Below are 21,082 nucleotides of genomic sequence, written 5' to 3'. Positions count from 1 at the left end.
TCTGCGCCCGGCTTCGGCCGGGCGCAGTCGTCTTGGGCCTCAGGCAGGTGCGCTAGGCGGCAGCGGAATCCGCAACGGCCAGGCATCGTCCACGACGAAGAGACGCCTCAGGCGGCGGCCGGCTGACGAGTCGAGCAGTGCAATTTGAAGCGGTGCGGCCGGGTGGGAAAAATGCTGGGCGAGGCGCGCCTCGACTTGTCGCAGGGGCAGAAAGGCTTCGTCCCGCGGTAACGCCAACCAGTGGGGTTTGGTCAGCCAGGCCGCCCGTGTGTCCCGATGCAGGCTGTCGCGCAGGCGTCGCCAGTCGCGCCAGTGCAGCCAGTGGCCGCGCAGGTGATCGGGTGCCGCTTCGTATGGGGCCGGCATGAAAAGCGGCCAAGGGTAAAACAGCACACCCGGTATCGCCAGCTGGCGCCGAATGGTAGCGTCTTGAGTCGGGCCGATGTCGCGTGGCTGGGTATGCTGACGGATCGTTAGACGGGTTTCGGCGCGATCGGTCAGGCGCAACTGATGTCGATCGAGGTGGCTGCGCTTGGTCGCCAGACTGTCCGCCCCGCCGGGGCCGATCCAGCGCGCCTGGTCGCGCACAGGGCCAGGACCTTCGGGGAGGCCAAGGTAGAACTTGATTGCCACTTCGAGATGTACCGGCGTGGGATCGTTGCGTCGGCGATAGAGCAGGTCGAGCTCGCCCAAGGTACGCTTTCCCTGGTGAATGCGCAGGTTGCTGGCGAGCAGGTGGGTTCCCGGAGCGGTATCGAGCAGGAACTGCCACAGGCGTTCGTGGTAATGCCCCATGCGGCCATCGACGGTATCGCCGACGCGACGTTCCAGCCCCTGGGGAGTGGACTCGAGTTCGTCGAGCCAGGTGCCCAGGTGGTCATTGTCTTCCAGGCCCAGGTCCGCCCGGCTGGGGCGTCCCGGCCAGGGGGTGGCGATCAGGTCGGGCGCCAGCACGATCCAGGCCAGATCGCGTACCAGCGGATGGTGGCAGCGGGCGAGCAGGGCGGCATCGTCCTCGGACATGATGGGCGTGTGGCTCCGCGTTGAGATCGGGGTCTGACAGTCAAACTGTACACGCCTTATACTCTACTGACATTCACAACGGATGGTGGTGATATGAAACGCTCCTTGTCCAGTCTGGCGGCGCTGGCTGCCGGCTCCCTGTTGTTCGCCGCAGGCGCGCAGGCCAATGAACCGGTGACGGTCGCTTCGAAGATCGATACCGAGGGCTCGGTTCTTGGCCAGTTGATCATTCAGCGTCTGCAGCAGGGCGGCATCGAGACCGAGAATCGACTCCAGCTCGGCGCCACGAACATCGTGCGCCAGGCGCTGACGAGCGGTGAAATCGACCTCTATCCCGAATACACCGGTAACGGTGCCTTCTTCTTCGACATGACCGACAGCGATGTCTGGCACGACGCCGAGCGGGCCTATGAGACGGTGCGTGAGCGCGATGCCGAGAATGGTCTGGTCTGGCTGACCCCGGCGCAGGCCAACAACACCTGGGCCATGAGCGTGCGCGGCGACCTGGCCCGTGAGCATGACCTCGAGACCCTCGAGGATCTCGCTGAATATCTCGATGACGGAGGGGAATTCAAGTTCGCCGCCAGCGCGGAATTCGTCGAATCGGAATTGGCACTGCCGGCCTTCCAGCAAGCCTATGGCTTCGAGCTTAGCGCCGATCAGCTGCTGGTGCTGTCCGGTGGCAATACCGCAGCGACCATGCGTGCCGCCGCTCAGCAGACCAGCGGCGTAAACGCCGCCATGACCTATGGCACCGATGGTGGCCTCAAGGCACTCGACCTGGTGGTGCTGGAGGACACACTCGGGGTACAGCCGGTCTATCAGCCGGCTCCGGTGGTGCGCCAGGACGTGCTCGATAGCTACCCGCAGATCGCCGAGCTGCTCGAGCCGCTGTTCCAGTCACTCGATCTCGAGACGCTGCAGGAACTCAACGGCCGGGTTGCGGTGGAGGGGCTCGACCCGAGCCAGGTCGCCGAGGAATATTTGGCCGGGCTGCAGGACTGACGCGTGGGTGAGGGCAGGGTCTCTCCCAACTGGGTCGTGTTGAGTCTGATGCTGGCCTGCTTGGCAGCATGGCTGATCCTCGATGCGGTGAGCGTGGCGCCCAACCGCATCGTGCCTGGCTCAGCCTACGCAGCGCTAGAGATCATGAGCGGTTGGCCGGCTCTTCTGCTGACGGCTCCGATGCTTGCCGTGGTGGTGCTGGCCTGGCGTCCGGATCAGCAGAGGCTGAAGCTGGCGCTGGCTACCACCGTGCTGCTGCTGGCCCTGCTGCCGCTGTGGCTCTCGGCAGCGACGGCAGTCTTGGTGGAGCCCTCCATGCCTCAGGCGCGTGTCGGCATCGGACCCTCCCTGTGGTTACTGCTGTTTCTGCTGCTGCTGGTGCTGATCGAGCTGCGTACACGTCTTGCGCTGTCGCGCTCCATGGGTTGGTGCCTGTTGCTGCCGATGATCGTGAGCTGGTGGTTGTCGCTGGCATTGTGGTTGGAGCCATTGGCGTTGCAGCGCGAATACCAGGCGCGCAGTGCCCAGTTCACGAGTGCGTTGACCATGCATTTGGTACTGGTGGGTGCTGCGGTGGCTGCCAGTCTGGTATTGGCCGCGCTATTGGCCTTGGCCATGCGCCGGCATGCCGGAATCCGGCGAGCGGGGTTCGGTGTGCTCAACTTCCTGCAGACCATTCCCAGTCTGGCATTGTTCGGTCTGCTGCTGGCACCGCTCGCCTGGCTCGGTACGCATGTCGACTGGCTGGCGGCGATAGGCGTCAGCGGCATTGGCTGGGCACCGGCGTTCCTCGCCCTTCTCGGTTACAGCCTGCTTCCCATGGTGCGCAACATCCACGTGGCGCTGGAGGAGGTCGATCCTGCGGTGATCGAATCGGCACGAGGCATGGGCATGAGTCGTCGCCAGGTATTCCTGCAAGTACGCCTGCCGTTGGCGCTGCCGATCGTGATAGAGGGCATTCGCATCACCACCGTACAGGCCATCGGATTAACGGCAGTGGCGGCTCTGATCGGTGCCGGTGGCCTCGGTACCTTCATCTTCCAGGGCCTGGGGCAGGCGGCGATGGATATGGTGCTGCTCGGTGCCCTGCCGATCATCGTCATGGCGTTGTTCGCCGATGCGCTGTTTGGATCTCTTAGTGAACGCCTGCGCCAGGGAGGAACGGCATGATCGAACTCTTTGACGTGACCAAGCGGTTCGGCAGCGAGGTCGCCGTCGACGGTATCTCGCTACGGGTGGAAACGGGTGAGCTCTGCGCCTTGGTCGGAACCTCGGGCTGTGGCAAGTCCACCACGCTGCGCATGATCAATCGACTGATCGAGCATGATGGCGGCGAAATCCACCTGGACGGCCAGCCGGTACGCAGCTTCGATGAGGTGGCGCTGCGGCGTCGCATCGGTTATGTCATCCAGAGCACTGGGCTGTTTCCCCACTGGACGGTGGCGCGCAACATCGGCCTGGTGCCGCGCCTGCTCAAGTGGCCCAAGGGCAGAGTGCGCGAGCGGGTCGAGGAACTGATGCAGTTGCTGGGGCTGCCGGTGGCGGAGTTCGCCGACAAGTACCCACGCCAGCTGTCCGGAGGCCAGGCCCAGCGCGTAGGCGTGGCCCGGGCGCTGGCCGCCGACCCGGACATCCTGCTGATGGACGAGCCCTTCGGCGCGCTGGATCCCATCACGCGTGAGACGTTGCAGCATGAGCTGCGCGAGCTCCAGGCGCGGCTGCACAAGACCATCGTATTCGTTACCCATGACATGGACGAGGCGCTGGCACTGGCCGATCGGCTGGTGGTGATGCATCAGGGCCGGATCGTTCAGCAGGGCAAACCCATCGCGCTGCTGCACGATCCGGTGAACCCCTTCGTCGAATCGCTGCTGGGCGGCATGGACAGGGGACTCAAGGAGGCCGCACTGATTCAGGTCGGCGAACGCATGCTGCCGCTAGGGCCGCGTCTTCTGGCCAGCGAGCGGATTGCCTACGGTGCGTCGTTGAGCCAGGCGCTCTCGGTCATGCTATGGCACCAGGTGGACCGTCTGACGGTGGTCGACGAAGAGGATATTCCCATCGGCGAGCTGTCGCTGCGTCGTCTGCTCGGGGCGAAGGCGTCATGAAGCCGGGGTCCCTCCTTGCCAGGCATGTCGCCCCAGTGCCCACCAGTCGCCGCTGGCTGGTACCGATGGCATGGTTCATCCTGCTGCTGATGCTGTCGGCCGGCATGGGGCAGCTGGAGTGGCTGTTTCGGTTGGTCGAGCCGGACGTGCGGGAAGTGATTTACCGTCGGGCGGGATTCTTCGCGTTGCTGGGCCAGCACGTCATGGTGGTGGGCGTTGCCTCGCTGCTGGCGGTATTGCTGGGCGTAGGGGGCGCCATTGCCGTTACCCGCCCGGCCGGCAGAGACTTCCTGCCGCTGGTCTCGCAGCTCGCCTCCATCGGCCAGACCTTCCCTCCCGTTGCCGTGCTGGCGCTGGCAGTGCCGGCGCTGGGCTTCGGTACCCTGCCGATCGTCGTCGCGCTGCTGCTCTATGGCCTGCTACCGATCGTGCGCAATACCCTGGCCGGCATCGACGGCATCGATCCCGATGTTCACGAGGCGGCTCGAGGCATGGGCATGACCCCGGGTCAGGTTCTGCGCCAGGTCGAGCTACCGCTGGCGGCCCCCGTGATCATCGCCGGGATTCGTACCTCGGTGACCGTCAATATTGCCACCGCAGCGCTGGGAGCGACCGTAGGTGCCAGCAATCTGGGCGACCCGATCATCGCCGGCATCGTCAACGGCAATACCGCCTACATTGTGCAGGGGGCGCTGCTGATCGGGATACTGGCCATCACCGTTGACAGTGCCTTCGAGCGACTGCAGCGGCGCGACTGAGGCACCGCACCATCTAGGCCAGTTCGCCATGTTCGGTCAATGTCGTTTCTCCTACACCCAACAGCGTCAAGTCGTTATCGTCGATGAACCCGTCGACCTCGACGGCGCTCTGCACGCTACCGCCATCCGCCCAGCCTTCGCTCACCTCGCCGATGCGAAAGGCATCCGCTCCCGCCTCGATGCCTGGGTCGGTATCGCTATCCAGTACGTAGAAGAGATCCCCCTCGTCGTCCTCGAACAGCAGGCCATCTAGGGTCTCGTCATCGGCATTGGTCACACTGCCGTCGAAGTCGAAGCGGCCGTCGAAGCGACCCTCTTCGTCTACCGACCAGTGACTGTCGCCGGTTTTGCGCGCGAAGTAGGCGCTGTTGTAGTCTTCCGGCTCGATGTCGGAGGGGCGAAAGGCGTCCAGCTCCACCTCGCCGTTCGCCACGATCCTGACTTCGCCATCGGTACTGTCGGGATGCAGCATGTTGCCGGTCAGTGCCAGAAACTCCTCGGTTTGCACCAGGCTGTCGCCGGAAGCCCTAACGAGGCCGCCATCGAGCGCCAGCTCGCCTTGACCCACAAGGTCGGCGAAATGCACGCTGGCGCTGGGGGCTTCGATACGAAAGCCGGCCATATCGTCCAGTTCTCCGGCACGCCTGTAATGCAGGTAATCATTGCCTTCGCCTCCGGTGTATGTCAGGTCACGACCGCTGACCGTGAGATTGTTCTGCCCCGTCCTGGAGCCGATGATCTCGGCATTGCCGCGCGCCGTGCCGTCGAAGGCACCAATGCTGATGTTCAATGTATCTTCACCGGGGGGAAGGGGGAAGACATCGCCACTCAGTTCCTCCGCGTCGATGCGGACCGACTCGGCCTGCGTGCTGGTCGAGTCGGCGTAGAAGACGACCCGGCCACCGCCGCTGAGGTTGGCGTCTTCGAGATGGTCGAGTTCGAAGCCTGACAGTAGAAACTCACCATCGGTGGTCACATCGACTCGCTGCAGGGCCTCCGACTCGGCAATGGAGGTGAGGTGAAAACGCGCATTGCCGGCAACTGACAGCTGTTCCAAATTAGCGGCATCGATATCGACGGAATGATAGGTGCCGCCATGGGCGGCATCGTCCTCGTAGATGCTAACCTTGCCCAGGTCGAAGGTGGCTTCCGTCAGGCTGGCGCCATATAGCTTGGACCCGCTGTACCAGCCGGGCGCATCCACCTCCAGTGTCTTCGCCGAATTGGCGTGTACGGTACCGCCGAATCCCGTTTCCTTCGCCACGAACAGGCTTACCGATCCACTGTTTGGGAGGTGGAAGGTGCCGTTGGGCGATTCGTAATCGGGATTCGGGTCCTCCGACAGGAAAGTGTCGATCGTCGCGGGGCCGCCGCCGTCGAAGCGGAAGACGCCGTGGTACTCCTCATCCCGTGCGTCGGCACTCAAGCTCAGCGCCAGTGCCGCGTCGCCCATGTCGTCGTATGTTACGTCCTCATTGGTATCACCTAGCGTGACGGTCTCGACATGGCGCTCTTCGCTGGCGTCATCTTCGTCTGCGTCGTGGCGAGGGAGGAAGGGAAAGGTCGGCAGACCCTCGCGCAGCGCAGCGACGGTGGCCGCGACTTCCGAGAGGATCTCTTCACGCATGTCGAGGAACAGCGAGGACGTGTCCTGCATCCGCTTCAGGTCGGCCAATGCTTCCTGCTGCCGTGACATGACGTCATCGATTTCCGAATGAAGATCGTCCAGGCGCGAGGCGTCAGGTCGCAGCAGGTTGGCAGTGGTCGTCGAGCGGTCGCCTGGTGAATGGAAGTCCTCTTGGAAAGGGGAAAACGCCTTGAGGTGGTGAATCATGCGAACACTCCCTATCGGTTGGCCGCGAGCAGTATCCTCTTACCGCGGTAGCGCAGTGCTTGGTTGCGCGTGGGAACACGCGCTGGTGAGTCGGCGCTTTGCTTCGGCACGCCACTCCCTTTCTAGTTGGGATGATAGAGCGCATCAAGGTGAAGTCTTCCTTCGCGGGATAACAACCTGTTCGTATTGCGCAAGAAAAAATGCTGGAAGGCGTCTCTCTGGTAGTCGAAATATCATACGAAGGGCGTATGGGGTAGCAAAAGAGATGCGCATAGATTCATCTTACGTTAACGTCACCCTATCCAGCGTTGGCGATCTGCTGGAGTGACCCTCTGGCAGATGACTACATTAGAGACAACACTGCCCTCACGAGGGGCGGTTTTCCTCCTGCCATTACCCAAGGATCAGGAAGATGACAACAACACACGACGTCCACTCGCCAGGCTTTATGACCGGCGACGAGTTCCACATACCTACCTTTCGCCTGTTGCAGCAGGATGGCACCTTGTTTGAGGGCGCCGAAGCGCCAGAGCTCGACGAGGAGAAGGCGCTCAGGATCTACCGCGCCATGCTCGTCACGCGGGTACTCGACGAGCGCATGATGGCGGCGCAGCGCCAGGGTAGGCTCTCCTTCTACATGCAGTGCACCGGCGAGGAGGCGGCGGTCATTGGCGCCACCGCAGCACTGGACGATGCCGATATGATCATGGCCCAGTACCGCGAACAGGGGGCGCTGGTCTATCGTGGCTTCAGCTACGACGAGTTCATGAACCAGCTGTTCGGCAACGAACTCGACTACGGCAAAGGGCGGCAGATGCCGATCCACTACGGGTCGCGCAAGCTGCACTACATGACCATCTCCTCGCCGCTGGCCACCCAGATTCCCCAGGCTACCGGTTATGCCTACGGCCAGAAGCTGGCCGGCGAAGGCCACTGCACGATTACCTTCTTCGGCGAGGGAGCGGCATCGGAAGGGGATTTCCATGCCGCCCTGAACATGGCTTCGGTGCACAAGGTGCCGGTGATCTTCTTCTGCCGCAACAACGGCTATGCGATCTCCACGCCGGCCAGTGAGCAGTTCGCTGCTGACGGCATCGCCCCGCGCGCCTTCGGCTATCGCATGCACGTGATTCGCGTCGACGGTAACGACGTGCTGGCGGTCTATCGCGCCACTCAGGATGCGCGCAAGATCGCTGTGGAAATGAACCAGCCAGTGCTGATAGAGGCGATGACCTATCGCCTGGCGGCACACTCGTCGTCGGACGATCCCTCCGGTTACCGCTCGCGCAAGGAGGAGGAAGCCTGGCGCGAGAAAGACCCGATTCTGCGCATGCAGCGCTGGTTGATCGACCGCGGCTGGTGGAACGAGGAAGAGGAAAAGGCACTCCAGGACAGCCTGCGCCGCGAGGTGCTGGAAACCATGAAGCGCGCCGAAAAGCGACCGCCGCCGCCGTTGGAGAGCCTGGTCACGGACGTTTATGCCGATGTGACACCCCAGCTACAGCGTCAGCTCGACACCCTCAAGACACACATCCGCAAGCACCCCGATGCCTATCCCAGAGGGGCGCGATCGCTCGATCCCGACGTCAAGGCGGCGGGGGCAGACACCAAGGCCAGCGACGAGCAGGGGGGAGCCTGACATGCCCAAGATGAACATGCTGCAGGCGATCAACAATGCGCTGGACATTGCCATGGCCGAGGACGACAAGGTGCTCTGCTTTGGTGAGGACGTAGGCGTTTTCGGTGGGGTCTTCCGTGCCACCAGCCATCTGCAGGAAAAGTACGGCCGTGAGCGCTGCTTCAACACGCCGCTGGTGGAGCAAGGGATCATCGGCTTCGCCAATGGCCTGGCAGCCCAGGGTTCGGTGCCGGTGGCCGAGATCCAGTTCGCCGACTACATCTTTCCGGCCTTCGACCAGATCGTCAACGAGACGGCCAAGTTCCGCTACCGCTCCGGCGATCTGTTCAACGTCGGCGGCCTTACCATTCGCACGCCTTACGGCGGTGGCATCTCGGGCGGGCTGTATCACTCCCAATCGCCGGAAGCCTACTTCGCCCACACCCCTGGCCTCAAGATCGCGGTGCCGCGCAACCCCTATCAGGCCAAGGGACTGCTGCTGTCGGCGATTCGCGATCCCGATCCGGTGATCTTCTTCGAGCCCAAGCGGCTCTATCGGGCATCGGTAGGCGAAGTGCCCGAGGAGGACTACCAGCTGCCCATCGGCGAGGCCGAAGTGACCAAGGAGGGCAGCGACATCACGGTGCTCGGGTGGGGCGCGCAGATGGAGGTGATCGATCGCGCCGTGGAGCTGGCCGAGAAGGAGGGCATCTCCTGCGAGGTGATCGACCTGCGCAGCATCCTGCCGTGGGACGAGGACACCGTGGCCGAGTCGGTGCTCAAGACCGGCCGCCTGGTGATCACCCATGAGGCGCCACGCACCGGGGGATTCGCCAGCGAGATCGCCGCCACCATCCAGGAGCGCTGCTTCCTGTACCTGGAGTCGCCCATCGAGCGAGTGACCGGGCTGGACACGCCTTTCCCGCTGACGCTGGAAAAGGAGTACCTGCCTGATCATCTCAAGATCTTCGAAGCGATCAAGACATCCGTGGCGTACTGACGCCCGATATCAGGACAGGAGAGAACGATGAGCGATTTCATGCTGCCCGATATCGGCGAAGGTATCGTGGAGTGCGAAGTGGTCGAATGGCGTGTGAGTGAAGGCGATGAGATCGCCGAGGATCAGCCGGTGGTCGAGGTCATGACCGACAAGGCGCTGGTCGAGATCACCGCCCCCGAGGCGGGGCGCGTCACCCGGCTATATGTGGCCAAGGGCGAGGTCGCCAAGGTGCACGCCCCGCTGTTCGCCTACCAGGCACATGGCGAGGAGGGCGGCACTGCCGATGAGGTTGAGCCGCCGCGCCCTGCCGCACGGGAGCAGGATGAACTGGCCAGCCCCGCAGCGGAGGCGCCGCCGCCCGCGGCGTCATCCTCGTCGCCGGCTGCCACCCCTGCGGCCGACCCCAAGCCCAAGGATTTCATTCTGCCCGATATCGGCGAAGGCATCGTCGAGTGCGAGGTGGTCGAATGGCGCGTGGCCGAAGGCGAGGCGATCGAGGAGGACCAGCCGCTGGTCGACGTGATGACCGACAAGGCGTTGGTGGAGATTACCGCCCCCGAGGCGGGCACGGTAAGTAAGCTCTACGTGCCCAAGGGTGACATCGCCAAAGTGCACGCCCCGCTATTCGCCTATGTGCCGACTCTTGCCGAAGGGGGCGAGGAGAGCACTGTTACGCAGGCGTCTGGTACCGAAACCGGCGTGGCTCAAACGCCTGAGCGCAGGGAGAGCGTCGCGCCGGCGGTTAGCGGCGGCCGTGGGCCCTATGGACGCATCCCCGCGAGCCCTGCGGTGCGACGCCTGGTGCGCGAGCATGGCCTGTCGCTCGAGTCGATCGAAGGCTCGGGCAAGGACGGCCGCGTGCTCAAGGAAGATGTGCTGCGCTATCTGGAAGGTGCACCGCTGCAGCACGGCCAGGTCGAGCAGGACCAGGCACGACCCGCCCGTAGCGAAGCATCCCTTCAGGCAAGGGAGCAGCCCAGGCAGGAGGAGGGCGAGGTGCGGGTCGAGCCGATTCGCGGCGTGCGTGCGGTGATGGCGCGACGCATGGTGGAGTCGGCCAGTACCATCCCGCATTTCCAGTACGGCGAGGAGATCGATGTCACCGAGCTGCTGGCGTTGCGCGAGCGGCTCAAGCCGGTGGCCGAGGGGCAGCAGGTACGCCTGACACTGATGCCGTTCTTCATGAAGGCGCTGGCGCTGGCAGTACGCGAGGAGCCGATCCTCAACGCCCGTCTCAACGCAGAGGTCACCGAGATCCACTACCTGCCTTCGGTCAACGTCGGCATGGCCGTGGACAGCCGCTCTGGCCTGATCGTGCCCAACGTCAAGCAGGTAGAGCGGCGCAGCGTGCTCGAGGTGGCACGCGAGATCCAGCGCCTGACCGCCGACGCACGCGAAGGCCGGGTGTCCCAGGAGGACCTCAAGGGTGGCACCATCAGCATCTCAAATATTGGTGCCTTTGGCGGTACCTACGCGGCGCCGATCATCAACGCGCCGGAGCTGGCCATCGTCGCCATCGGCAAGAGCCAGTGGCTACCGCGCTTCGACGATCAAGGCGAAGTGGTTCGGCGGGCGATCATGACGGTCACCTGGGCGGGAGATCACCGGGTCATTGATGGCGGCACCATTGCGCGCTTCTGCAATGCCTGGAAGGGCTACCTCGAGAGTCCCGAGACCATGCTCCTGCATCTCGGCTAGTCCGTAGAGCCGTCCGGGCGACCTTCCCGGCACGGCTCCCTTTCGATGGGCAACCCCACATGTCCCAGGCGCCGCTGCAGCAGTTCTACATCCCGGAAGAGCAGTCGATCTATCTGCTCAGCCACGACGACGCGCGTAAGCTAAAGGAGTGGGTGGCGCTGTGCCGTGCCCAGCTCGAGCAATTGGGTTACCGTGATATCGAGCTGATCGGCAAGGGCGCCTACGGCTTCGTCTTCGCCGGCATTACCGCCCATGGCGAGGAGTACGTCTTCAAGTTCACCCGGGTCAACCTGCCCCAGCAGCTGCAGGACCGCCTCGAGGAGGAGGCGTTCATGCTGGAGCAGGTCGACCACCCCCGTGTGCCACGCCTGATCGCCTACCAGCGCGTGCGCAATCAGTCGATCCTGGTGATGCAGCGGGCGCCGGGGCTCAACCTGGAGGAGGTCTCGCTGCATGAGGGACGCCTTTCCCCGCGTCTGGTGGTGCATATCGCCGATCAGCTCGCCGACATCCTGCGCAGCTTGCGCCAGGAGTCGGGGCCGGCGGGGCGTCCCATCGTGCATGGCGATATCAAGCCCTCCAACCTGGTCTTCGATGCCCGCCGCGAGGCGATTGCGCTGATCGATTGGGGCTCGTCGGTGTTCGCCCAGCTCGACGCCAACCAGCAGTTCGTCGCCGCCAACGTCATGGAGTTGATGTCGGACAATCTGCAGCAGACCAATGCCCGCCTCGGCGATGTCTACTTCATCGGCGAGGATCAGTTGAACGGGGCGCTGTCGTCGCCGCGCTTCGACGAGCAGGGGACCGCCGGCACGCTCTATGCGCTGGCGTCGGCGCAGTCGTGCCGCTTCGGTCATCGTGCCATCCCGGCCACCTCCCTGGGGTTGCCCATGGAGTTTGCCCGCATGCTCGACGGTATGCTCGATCCGGACCCAAGGGTTCGTATGCGGGCCGGGGATCACTTCATACGAGAGATGCCGCGTCTGGCCCGGCTGGTGATGATCGACCTGCCGGAAGCGCCGGAACCGCCGCTGGTGCCGACCTGGGTCAGGCCCGCTACGCGGGAGATCGACACCGTGGTCTACAGCTCGCGCAAGGCCTTCCTGCGCGAGGAGGGTGGTCGCGAAACGCTCAGCGACGTCAACGACGTGCAGCTCGATCGCTACTACAAAAACTTCATGCAGGGCATGGGCGAGACCGAAAAGGCCTTTCTGGCGGCGGTGAGCCGCCTTGGCAAGTACCCAGTGGTGGGCGGGCTCGCGGTGCGCTGGGAAAGCGAAGGCGTGTACATCGATACCTCGCTCAACCTGCACGACACTACGCTTAAACCGGCTTTCGTAGCGGCGGTCAACAACATGGTCAACCTGGCTCGCGCCATCTATCGCCAGGGCATCTTCAAGAGCTGCCTGTTCAATGCCCGCGACACCCTGCACCTGGATCGCGAGAGCCCCGCCCATCCCTTCGTGATCGAGCCCGGCATGGGGTTGCGCTACGAGGTCAGCGCCGTGCCGGAGCTGGAGGATCGCAGCCGGCTGCACAGCTACTTCGAGGATGGCCCCGATCCCGAGGAGTTCCTGGTCCTGCCGGAGCCGATCATTACCTCGCTGGAGGCGCTCAACGAGATCCACCATACCGGCATGATCATCTTCGAGGCGCTGCCGCAGCACCTCAAGATCCACAGCTACTACCGCCTCCTCGATCCCTCCCGTGAGGCGGAGTTCCGCGACCGGCTCGACGACATTCTCGATGCCGTCGGGCTGATCGAGGGGCTGGGGGTATCGGGCTTCATGAAGATGCCTTACAAGGACACGCGTTTCTTCGCCCACCAGGAGCACCAGCCGGAGCGCTACTATCCACGCAATCCCCGTGAGGAGTTGCGCGATGGCCGCGCCCGTTAGTCGGGCACGGCAGTCAGCTAGCGGGTCATGGTCTGGGGCAGGTAGAGGGCGATTTCGGGAAAGGCGTGCATCAAGGCGATCGCTGCCAGCATGAGCAGGAAGAAGGGCAGCGTGGCCTTGGTGATGGTCACGATGTCCTTGCCTGTCAACCCCTGGATGACGAACAGGTTGAAGCCCACCGGCGGGGTGATCTGCGACATTTCCACTACGATGACGAGATAGATGCCGAACCAGATCAGGTCGAAGCCGGCAGCTTCCACCAGCGGCATGATGATCGCCGTGACCAGCAGGATCAGCGAGATTCCATCAAGGAAACAGCCCATCACCAGCAGCAGCAGGGTAAGGGCCACCAGTAGCATGGGGGGGGACAGGCCCATTTCACCGATGGCACTGGCCAGTTGCATCGGCACTTGGGTGAAGCCCATGGCCGAGGTCAGGAAGGATGCCGCGGCGATGATGAAGGCAATCATGCAGGCGGTACGCACGGCAGCGAATAGCGAGTCCCTGAAGATGGCGGCATCGAAGCTGCCGTTCCAGCGGGCAATCAGGATGGACAGCACCACGCCGACCGCCGCTGCTTCGGTGGGGGAGGCGAGCCCGCCGTAGATCGATACGATGATGCCGCCGATCAGCAGCAGGATGGGCACCAGTTCCAGCGTCTGGTGGAGTTTCTTGGCCAACGGCAAACCGGACTCGTCCTGGCCGGTGAGGCCACGGCGATTGCCTCGCAGCAGAGACCAGAGCACGAGGTAGCTCATGAACAGCGCCAATATCATCAATCCCGGTCCCACGCCGGCCATGAACAGCCGCGAGATCGACTGCTCGGTCACCACGCCGTAGACGATCAGCACGATCGAGGGGGGAATGAGCAGGCCCAGCGTGGAAGCGCTGGCCAGGGTGCCGATGGCCATGTTGGCATCGTAGCCGCGACGTTCCAGCTCGGGCAGCGTCATCTTGCCCACCGTGGCACAGGTGGCAGCCGAGGAGCCGCATACGGCGGCGAACATGCCGCTGCCGATGATATTGGTGTGCAGCAGACGACCGGGCATCCGGTTGAGCCAGGGTGACAGGCCGCGGAACATGTTATCGGCAAGTCCTGAGCGAAACAGGATCTCGCCCATCCAGATGAACATCGGCAGGGCGGTCAGGTCCCAGCCGTAGCTGGCCCCCCAGAAGTCGGAGGCGAGTATCGGCCCCGGTTCGAACGGGCTGAAGAAGCTCAAGGCGATCCAGGCGGTGCCGATCAGGGCAAAGGCGATCCATACCCCACTACCGAGCAGAATCGCCAGCGTCGCGATGGTGGCCAGACTAAGTGTCAACACGTGACGTGTCTCCGTATGCGAGAGGCGCTGCCTCAGTGTGTTTCGCTGTCATCGGTGGCGGTTGCTTCGCGGAAGCGATGCGGCTCGCGAATGGCGATGCGCAAGGTGCTGGCCAAGGCTTCGGCCAGCGCCAGGCAGAGCAGGGCGACGCCGATGGCCAGCACCGTCTGGGGAACCCACAGCGGAATCGACAGGAACCCCGAGGAGACGTCATTGAACTCGCGGCTCTCCTGGATGAGTTGTATCAACCCATAGCCGAGCAGCACGCTGAGAATGAGTGCCACCAGCAGGCAGAAGACCTCGAACCAGGCGCGCGGCGCTGCTGGCAAGCGTGTCAGCAGCAGCGTGACGCGGATATGGGCGTGGTGCACGAAGGTGTAGGCAAGGCCCAGAAACGTGGCACCGACCAGCAGGTAGGCCGCGATCTCCGAGAGGCCGGTGATGCCGAAGCCAAGACGGCGCATGCCGACCAGCACCAGCAAGGCATCGACCAGGCGAAAAGTGACCTGGAGGGCTACCAGGGCACAAATCGCCACCATGCAGGCAGCGGCACCCCAGGCCCCCAGGCGGTAAAGCGCGTTGAATTTGAACGTCATGTCTGGACCTCGAGAAGTGCAGTTAGCGTGGCGGGGAGTTCCCCCCGCCACGCCGGGAGGTGCGGCGATCAGTTGCCGCGCTGCTGCTGATACTCCTCGAGAACCTGCATGGATTGCTCGGTGGCGCGCTCCTGCCAGTCGGCGAACAGCTGATCGCCGGCCTCTTGCAGTGCGGCTGCTATGTCCTCGTTCGGCTCGGAGACCGTAATGCCGTTCTCCTGCAACGCCTCGAGGCTAGCCTGGTTGTCGTCACGGCTCATCTGCCAGCCGCGCTCCTCGGCACGGGCCGCCGCTTCCAGCAGCGCATCCTGGGTCGCCTCGTCGAGCCGATCGAAGGCGCGTTGATTGACGAAGACGATATTCTTGGGCAGCCACAGGTTGGCGTCGGTGTAATGAGAGACGTAATCCCACGCGGTCATCGCGTTACCGGTGGAGCTCGAAGTGATCATGGCGTCCACGCGACCGGTGCTGAAGGCCGTGGGGATGTCCGATTCCTCGGTTTCGGTGGGACTGCCGCCGAGGTTGTCGACGAAGCGCTGAGTGTTGATGTTGGGCGCGCGTACCCGCAGACCCTTGAATTGCTCCGGGTCGTTGAGCTCGAAGTCGGTGTAGATCCCTTGGGCCGGCCAAGCGACGGCGTAGAGCGGCATCATGCCCTGGTTGGCGAACAGCTCGCTGATGATCGGCTTGGTGCTCTGCCACAGCTGATAGGCTTCGTCGTAGCTGCCGGCCACGCCTGGCAGGGTATCGACTTCGAAGATCGGATCCTCGTTGGACAGGGTGGAAAGGAAGATCTCACCGATCTCGACGGTGCCGCGGCGCACCGATGGCTTGATTTCGCCATGTGCCACCAGCGAGCCGCCGCTGTGGACGTTGATGGTCAGCTCGCCTCCCGTGGCTTCCGCGACGTCCTCGGCGAACTGCTTTACGTTGCTGGTGTGGAAGCTGGCATCGCCATAAGGCGTTGCCATGGTCCATTCGGCAGCGGCGGCCGTGGCGGAAAGGCTGCAGGCGGACGCCAGCAGCAGGGAGCGGGACAGGAACTTGTTCATGGTTGTCTCTCTTGTTGGATTTACCGGATTGCCTTCATGTTGCCAGTGGGTGTGTGGTGGGACGTCTTGGCCGCACCCAACGGCCGGAAAAATCGCTGTGCGTCATGGCTTCGACACGCGACTGGGCGTAGCGCTGGGCGCACTGCTGTGCCAGCAGCCCGACGCTGCGACAGAAACGCGGGTGATTGGCGCTGCGCCAGATCACGTCGTAGTGCATCTCCGGCAACGGCAGCGGCAGCTCGATGCGGTACAGCTTGCCGCAGCGCCACTCGTCCAGCACGGTGGCGACGGGTAGGGCACCGATGCCGAGCCCTTCCATGGTCATGCGCACGATGGTCATCAAGGTGCTCACACTATGGATGCGGGGCCCTTCCACTCCCTGCATCGCCAGGTAAGCCAGCAGTTCCTCATAGGGCCTGGCCTTCTTGCCGAAGGAGATGAAGGGCAGGCGGGTCAACCACTCTTCTCCGCAGCTGGCCAGCATCTCGACATGATCCGGCGAGACGAACATGCCCATCTCGTAGGGGCTCAATGGCACCTGATCGATATGCTCGGGGTCGAGATAGCCGTTCATGGCCAGCAGGATGTCGAGATCGTTCTTCCCCAGGCGCCGATTGAGCGCCGGCGAGTAGTCGACGCTTAGCTCGAGGGTGAGCTGTGGATAGCGCTGGGTCAGGCAGCGCATGAAATCGGGCAGCCAACTGTGCGCGATAGTCTCGATCACGCCGAGTCGCAGCGGTGCGGAGAACGTCTCCTTATCGTCGAACAGCCTCAGGGCCTCATCGCGCTGCCGCAGCATGCATTCGGCATGCACGAAGAACTCGCGGCCGCGCATGGTGGGTTGGATGGGCCTCGCCGAGCGCTCCAGCAGGGTTTCGCCGACGCTCGTCTCGAGGCGCAGAATGCGCTCGGAAATCGTCGGCTGGGTCAGGTGCAGGCGGTCTGCCGCCTTGCAGAAGGAGCCCAGCCTGACGGCCCAGACGAATGCTTCCAGCTCTTTGAAATCGAGCATGACGATACCGGCTCAAGCCTTCTTGAACAGTTGTTCTTCGCGGTTCTTGAATGCCTTGAATTCCAGGGCGTTGCCGGAAGGATCGTAGAAGAACATGGTGGCTTGCTCGCCGGGTTCGCCCTTGAAGCGAATATAGGGTTCGATCTCGAACGCCACGTTATTGTCGCGCAGCTTCTGTGCCAGTGCTTCCCAGGCCTCCATCTCCAGCACGACACCGAAATGCGGCACCGGGACGCCATGCCCATCTACGGGGTTCTTGTGGCTGGAAACGGGATTGTCCCGGAGGGCAGGGTTGAGGTGACAGACGAACTGGTGCCCGTAGAGATCGAAATCGACCCAGCTTTGCGACGAGCGGCCTTCGGGGCAGCCGAGGAATTCTCCGTAAAAGCGACGCGCCTCGTCGATATCACGTACCTGAACGGCTAGATGGAAAGGGTCTTGCACAGCCATGGGGGACTCCTTTTGTTGGCGTTATATGGTCTCGCTTTATTTCATAGATAATCCTCAAGAGAGGGCTCGTCAACCATTTTTCTACTGAATAACAATATGATAGGTGTTGCCGATATTCAGTATCGTAAAATACGATTGGCGATGAAAACCGCCCCTCCATATAGTGAATTCCACTACAACAACCGTCATTAATGTTCAGGAGAAGCGCATGGCCGTCCCCCTGCTCAATTGCGACATGGGAGAGAGCTTCGGCAATTATTCGCTGGGGCTCGACAGCGAAGTGATGCCCTATGTCGATTGCGCCAACATCGCCTGTGGCTTTCATGCTTCGGACCCTCATGTGATGCGCCGTACGGTGCGGCTGGCGGTCGAGCATCGCGTACGAGTGGGCGCGCACCCGGCCTATCCCGATCTGATGGGCTTCGGGCGGCGCTCCATGGCTTGCTCCCCCGAGGAGGTCGAGGACCTGGTGCTGTATCAGGTCGGTGCGCTCGCGGGAATATGCCAGGCGGAAGGCACGAGCATTCACTACGTCAAGCCGCACGGCGCGCTCTACAACGACATGGCGAGCGATGCCGAGCTGCTGCGTGCGGTGATGCGAGCGGTGCGCAGTTATGATCCCAGCCTGCCGCTGATGCTGATGGCGACTGCCGATCCCGAGCCGAGCCGGCGGCTGGCGGAAGAGATGGGAGTGGCAATCTGGTTCGAGACCTTTGCCGACCGGGCCTACGACGCCAAGGGCCATCTCGTCTCACGCCGCCTGCCGGGAGCGGTGCATCACGACCAGGCGACCATCGTGGCCCAGGCCGTCAGCCTGGCGCGCAGCGAGCCACTCGAGGCCAGCGATGGCACGCTGCTGCAGTTGCCCTGCGACACGCTCTGCGTGCATGGCGACAATCCCGAATCGGTGGCTGCGGTACGCGCGATCCGGGATGCCTTCCAGGCGCTGGAAACGGCATGAGGCTCCAGGCGCGTATCGAACTGACAGCCATGGACGTGCTCATGGTGCGCCTGTTCGAGGCTATCGACGAAGCGAACATGCCGTGGATCGTGGCAGCCGACAGTGCGCTGCGCGAGGCCTTTGGCGACCTGTTGATCGATCTGGTGCCTTCATACACCACTCTGATGCTGCACTACGACTGCCTGCGCCTGTCGCACGACGAGGCACTGGCGCGAATCGAGGCCGTGCTTTTACACCTGGAACCGGCTGATGGCGGGCTGGGACGTCGCCACGAAATTCCGGTCTGGTACGACCCCAGCGTCGGCCCCGAGCTTGCGCGAGTGGCAGAGCACGCCGGGTTGTCGGTCGAGGAGGTCGTGCAGTGCCACTGTGGCCGCGACTACCATGTCTTCGCCCTCGGCTTCGCTCCGGGATACGGCTTCATGGGCATGGTCGAGGAAGCCCTGGCCACCCCGCGGCTGAAAACCCCACGGCGGCGAGTGCCTGCCGGCAGCGTTGGGATTGCCGATCGACAGACCGCGATATACCCGTTGCTGTCCCCAGGCGGCTGGAACATCCTTGGGCGCACCGCCGTGCCCCTGTTCGAACATGCACGACGTGGTGACCCGTTGCTGCTCCCGGGAGACCGGGTGCGTTTCATGCCGATTTCGCGCTCGGAATTCGAACGACAGGGTGGCGATGCCACGCCACTGGAGGCAGCCCCGTGAGTGACGCAACGCATACGCTTCTGCGCGTCGAGAAGGCGGGTCCGCTGGCGCTGGTGGTGGATGGTGGGCGGTTCGGTGTGCGTCATCTGGGCGTTACCCAGGGGGGCGCCGCCGACTGGATCTCCTTTCGCTGGGCCAATTGGATGCTCGGCAACGCCCTCGATGCCGCAGCGCTGGAGGTCGTGCTCGGCGGCGGCCTGACGCTGGAGGTGGAACAGGATGCCACCTTGGCGCTGACGGGGGCGGACCTCGATGCCCGGCTCGACGACCGACCGCTCGCTCCGGGCGCGGCCTTTGCCGTGGTGGCCGGCCAGCGGTTGAGCTTTCACCAGCCCCGCGACGGGCTGCGCGCCTACCTGGCCATTCCCGGCGGGCTGGCCACGCCGGTCGTGCTGGGCAGCCGCAGTGCCACGCCGCGAGAGCAGTTGGGAGGACAGCGCGGGGATGGCAGTCCGCTGGTCAGCGGCGACAGTCTGGAGTGGTCACCGCGCCAGGTGAGGGCACGTCGTCTGCCGTTCGACCCGACCCAGGGGATAACGCTACGCGGCAATCGACTGGCGCTGGTGCCCGGTGCGCAGATCGGCCTATTCTCCGGGGCGAGCCTTTACCGTGCATTCAATGCGACATGGCGCATCGACACCCGTGCCGACCGCATGGGGGTGCGCCTGCTGGGGCCGGAGCTGAACTGCCGGCAGGGGAGTATGGTATCCGAAGGTATTCCCATGGGAGCCGTACAGGTACCGCCGGACGGTCAGCCCATCGTATTGCTCAACGATCGGCAAACCATTGGTGGCTACCCACGCCTGGGGGCGCTGACACCGTTGGCTGCAGCACGTCTGGCGCAGTGCCTGCCTGGAAAGGAGGTCCGCTTGATGGCAACCTCCCGTGAATGGGCGTTGGCTTGCTACCGCCGTTGCCTGGAGGCGTTCCGCTGAGCCGTTGTCACTGTACTGATACAGCTCAAGCGGGACGCTCAGGCGCCCAGGCCGCTCTCACGCAACAATTGGTCGAGCGCGGGACCGTCAATGGTTAGCGGGGCGCTGACGGCCTCCTCCAGCAACAGCTGGGATTCCAGGTCATGCATGCCCACGGCAAGGCAGCGCTCGATCAGCTCTCCCTTGCTCTTCCCGGTACGCTGGGCGAGCCTCTCGAGGCGCGATTCGATGTCGCGGGAAAACCGCAGCAGATGTGGCATGCTTACCTCCCCCTGGCCCTGTGCGAGCTGGCCGTTGCGCTGGATTTACTCTCAACATAGCCGATGCGTTCGGCGTGTCATCTCCCATTCTGGGGCAGAGGCATGACAGCTTGGTGACGCAGGGCGCGATGGCCGAATTTCAGGCCAGACCCCGACGGGTCATCACCTCGGTGATGATCGGCACCGGCGTCATCAGGTGTTCGCGCATCATGTCGGCGGCGCGTGCGGCCTGGCGTTCGAGTATCACTTCGACCAGCGCTGCGTGTTCCTGGCGTTTGCGCTCCAGCGCTTCCTCGGAGAATACCGTTTCGCGCAGCCACAGGTGGCGGTAGCGCTCGACCTGATCGAACAGGCTGTCGCGTACCTGCAGCAGGTGCGGCGAGCGGCAGCCGCTCACGATCGCCGTATGGAAGGCCTTGTGGCGGGTGTCCCAGACATCCAGCAGCTCGTCGGGGGAGTTTACTTCCATCACCTTCGACAGGGTGTGTGCCTTGGCCAGGATGTCGGCTTCCCAGCCGTCATCCCCGCGCTCGATGGCCAGCTTGAGCATCAGTCCCTCGAGCTGGGCGCGGGCGTCGTAGAGGTCGTTGAGCTCGGCCAGCGACATGGGGGCGACCCGGTAGCCACGCTGGCTGATGGCCACGACCAGGCGTTCGGCGACCAGTTGGGAGAGGGCTTCGCGCAGCGGTCCGATACCCAACCCATAGCGCTCCTTGAGCCGGCTCATCAACAGCTTCTCACCGGGTAGGAACACACCGCGAATGATGTCGTGCTTGAGCCAGCTGTAGGCGCTGATACCCAGGTTCTGGCGTGGCGTATCCATCGTCATTGGCGTTGTTCCCTTG

20 protein-coding genes and 1 pseudogene are annotated in these 21,082 nt (G+C 63.6%); 12 read left to right on the top strand and 9 right to left on the bottom strand.

The annotated features are described in order from the left end of the window. Positions 1-39: 39 nt before the first annotated feature. Positions 40-1,023, bottom strand: coding sequence for a DUF1853 family protein (locus HNO53_RS10700; RefSeq protein WP_209472114.1), 984 nt, complete (start codon positions 1,021-1,023; stop codon positions 40-42). Between the two features lie 93 nt (positions 1,024-1,116). Here HNO53_RS10700 and osmF point away from each other — a divergent pair, with 93 nt between their 5' ends. From osmF to HNO53_RS10680, 4 genes are read left to right on the top strand one after another with little or no spacing between them, the layout of a single operon-like run. Next, positions 1,117-2,028: a glycine betaine ABC transporter substrate-binding protein OsmF gene (osmF, locus tag HNO53_RS10695; protein WP_209472113.1), complete on the top strand. Its 912-nt coding sequence runs from the start codon at positions 1,117-1,119 to the stop codon at positions 2,026-2,028. 3 nt (positions 2,029-2,031) lie between these two features. After that, complete coding sequence (locus HNO53_RS10690) at positions 2,032-3,198, top strand: ABC transporter permease (RefSeq protein WP_242597396.1); 1,167 nt, start codon at positions 2,032-2,034, stop codon at positions 3,196-3,198. Further along, positions 3,195-4,136 carry an ABC transporter ATP-binding protein gene (locus HNO53_RS10685; RefSeq protein WP_209472112.1) on the top strand — a complete coding sequence of 314 codons (942 nt, stop codon included), beginning with the start codon at positions 3,195-3,197 and terminating at the stop codon, positions 4,134-4,136. Before HNO53_RS10690 ends, HNO53_RS10685 begins: the two co-directional genes overlap by 4 nt. Next, on the top strand, positions 4,133-4,894 hold the full coding sequence (locus tag HNO53_RS10680; RefSeq protein WP_209472111.1) for an ABC transporter permease: 762 nt from the start codon (positions 4,133-4,135) through the stop codon (positions 4,892-4,894). The genes HNO53_RS10685 and HNO53_RS10680 overlap by 4 nt, the downstream gene beginning before the upstream one ends. Positions 4,895-4,907: 13 nt before the next feature. On the opposite strand, the gene HNO53_RS10675 is transcribed toward HNO53_RS10680, so the two are convergent. Next, a complete protein-coding gene (locus tag HNO53_RS10675) occupies positions 4,908-6,728 on the bottom strand; it encodes a hypothetical protein (RefSeq protein ID WP_209478464.1) in 1,821 nt (606 codons plus the stop codon). 412 nt (positions 6,729-7,140) lie between these two features. On the opposite strand from HNO53_RS10675, the gene HNO53_RS10670 reads away from it, so the two are divergent. The 5 genes and pseudogenes from HNO53_RS10670 (at position 7,141) to HNO53_RS10655 (ending at position 12,942) form a co-directional block, all read left to right on the top strand. Then, entirely contained in the window at positions 7,141-8,367 is a 1,227-nt protein-coding gene (locus HNO53_RS10670) for a thiamine pyrophosphate-dependent dehydrogenase E1 component subunit alpha (RefSeq protein WP_209478463.1), read from the top strand. 1 nt (position 8,368) lies between these two features. Further along, complete coding sequence (locus tag HNO53_RS10665) at positions 8,369-9,346, top strand: alpha-ketoacid dehydrogenase subunit beta (RefSeq protein WP_209478462.1); 978 nt, start codon at positions 8,369-8,371, stop codon at positions 9,344-9,346. Positions 9,347-9,373: 27 nt separating this feature from the next. After that, positions 9,374-9,532 (top strand): annotated as a pseudogene (locus tag HNO53_RS21700) (biotin/lipoyl-containing protein); the annotation flags it as partial. A 234-nt stretch (positions 9,533-9,766) separates the two neighbouring features. After that, positions 9,767-11,044 carry a 2-oxo acid dehydrogenase subunit E2 gene (locus tag HNO53_RS10660; RefSeq protein WP_476695658.1) on the top strand — a complete coding sequence of 426 codons (1,278 nt, stop codon included), beginning with the start codon at positions 9,767-9,769 and terminating at the stop codon, positions 11,042-11,044. A 59-nt stretch (positions 11,045-11,103) separates the two neighbouring features. Next, positions 11,104-12,942, top strand: a complete 1,839-nt coding sequence (locus tag HNO53_RS10655; RefSeq protein WP_209478458.1) for a protein kinase domain-containing protein — start codon at positions 11,104-11,106, stop codon at positions 12,940-12,942. Positions 12,943-12,959: 17 nt separating this feature from the next. On the opposite strand, the gene HNO53_RS10650 is transcribed toward HNO53_RS10655, so the two are convergent. The 5 genes from HNO53_RS10650 to HNO53_RS10630 form a co-directional block, all read right to left on the bottom strand. Beyond that, complete coding sequence (locus HNO53_RS10650) at positions 12,960-14,264, bottom strand: TRAP transporter large permease (protein ID WP_209478456.1); 1,305 nt, start codon at positions 14,262-14,264, stop codon at positions 12,960-12,962. 32 nt (positions 14,265-14,296) lie between these two features. Next, a complete protein-coding gene (locus HNO53_RS10645; RefSeq protein ID WP_209478454.1) occupies positions 14,297-14,860 on the bottom strand; it encodes a TRAP transporter small permease in 564 nt (187 codons plus the stop codon). A 68-nt stretch (positions 14,861-14,928) separates the two neighbouring features. Beyond that, positions 14,929-15,912, bottom strand: coding sequence for a TRAP transporter substrate-binding protein (locus HNO53_RS10640; protein WP_209478452.1), 984 nt, complete (start codon positions 15,910-15,912; stop codon positions 14,929-14,931). 34 nt (positions 15,913-15,946) lie between these two features. Then, positions 15,947-16,924 carry a LysR family transcriptional regulator gene (locus tag HNO53_RS10635; RefSeq protein WP_209478450.1) on the bottom strand — a complete coding sequence of 326 codons (978 nt, stop codon included), beginning with the start codon at positions 16,922-16,924 and terminating at the stop codon, positions 15,947-15,949. A 12-nt stretch (positions 16,925-16,936) separates the two neighbouring features. Continuing rightward, positions 16,937-17,374, bottom strand: coding sequence for a VOC family protein (locus HNO53_RS10630; protein WP_209478448.1), 438 nt, complete (start codon positions 17,372-17,374; stop codon positions 16,937-16,939). Between the two features lie 208 nt (positions 17,375-17,582). Between HNO53_RS10630 and HNO53_RS10625 the strand changes: the two genes are divergently transcribed. Genes HNO53_RS10625 through HNO53_RS10615 form a run of 3 tightly spaced genes read left to right on the top strand, consistent with a single transcriptional unit; the run spans position 17,583 to position 19,977 of the window. After that, on the top strand, positions 17,583-18,335 hold the full coding sequence (locus tag HNO53_RS10625) for a 5-oxoprolinase subunit PxpA (RefSeq protein ID WP_209478446.1): 753 nt from the start codon (positions 17,583-17,585) through the stop codon (positions 18,333-18,335). Next, positions 18,332-19,042 (top strand): 5-oxoprolinase subunit PxpB, encoded by a 711-nt coding sequence (pxpB, locus tag HNO53_RS10620; RefSeq protein ID WP_209478444.1) that lies wholly within the window; start codon positions 18,332-18,334, stop codon positions 19,040-19,042. The genes HNO53_RS10625 and pxpB overlap by 4 nt, the downstream gene beginning before the upstream one ends. Further along, positions 19,039-19,977, top strand: coding sequence for a 5-oxoprolinase subunit C family protein (locus HNO53_RS10615; protein ID WP_209478441.1), 939 nt, complete (start codon positions 19,039-19,041; stop codon positions 19,975-19,977). Before pxpB ends, HNO53_RS10615 begins: the two co-directional genes overlap by 4 nt. Before the next feature lie 38 nt (positions 19,978-20,015). On the opposite strand, the gene HNO53_RS10610 is transcribed toward HNO53_RS10615, so the two are convergent. Further along, a complete protein-coding gene (locus HNO53_RS10610) occupies positions 20,016-20,237 on the bottom strand; it encodes a hypothetical protein (RefSeq protein ID WP_209478439.1) in 222 nt (73 codons plus the stop codon). Between the two features lie 139 nt (positions 20,238-20,376). Continuing rightward, a complete protein-coding gene (csiR, locus tag HNO53_RS10605; protein WP_209478437.1) occupies positions 20,377-21,066 on the bottom strand; it encodes a DNA-binding transcriptional regulator CsiR in 690 nt (229 codons plus the stop codon). Positions 21,067-21,082: the final 16 nt, after the last annotated feature.

Source organism: Billgrantia antri, from assembly GCF_017868935.1.
GTDB lineage: Bacteria > Pseudomonadota > Gammaproteobacteria > Pseudomonadales > Halomonadaceae > Halomonas > Halomonas antri.
Note: the sequence above shows the minus strand (reverse complement) of the source record. Positions and strands in the feature narration are given on the sequence as shown.